This is a genomic window from Oleiphilus sp. HI0086 (assembly GCF_001635225.1).
Genome location: NZ_LWFZ01000264.1, coordinates 1 through 437 on the forward strand (window position 1 = coordinate 1; position 437 = coordinate 437).

1 protein-coding gene is annotated in these 437 nt (G+C 40.0%); it reads left to right on the top strand.

What is annotated here, in order from left to right; translation table 11 throughout:
• Nucleotides 1–180 (top strand): hypothetical protein (locus tag A3756_RS28545; RefSeq protein ID WP_231875473.1); only part of this gene is annotated, 180 nt, incomplete at its 5' end.
• Nucleotides 181–437: the final 257 nt, after the last annotated feature.

The window sequence follows — 437 nt, forward strand, 5'->3', positions numbered from 1 at the left end:
ATATCCCACACTGAGAACATCGAAATTAAGAAATCTGCATTAGATTTTTTTACACATCTTAGAGCAATCGGCTGCAACCTATCGATTTCGCCTGCAGTGATTAAAAACATTCGCAAACATCTTAAACAGATGTACCGGGATGGCTCGATCGACAAGATCAATCAGGAGTTTATGCCTTGATTTCTTAAACATCGTGAACAGCTATCGCTCAAAAACAATACTAGCGCCAACCACTAGAATCCTATAAGCTCGCTCTCCTTATTTTGGCTGTATTGTTATTGTACAGCCCCTACAGTTGAGCAGTTTATGAGTTTCGAGTCTTTAGGTCTTTCGCTTCCACTATTAAAAGCTATTGAAGAATTAGGGTATAAAACCCCATCCCCTATACAAGAAAAAGCTATACCTGAAGTACTTGCCGGCCATGACCTTTTAGCAGC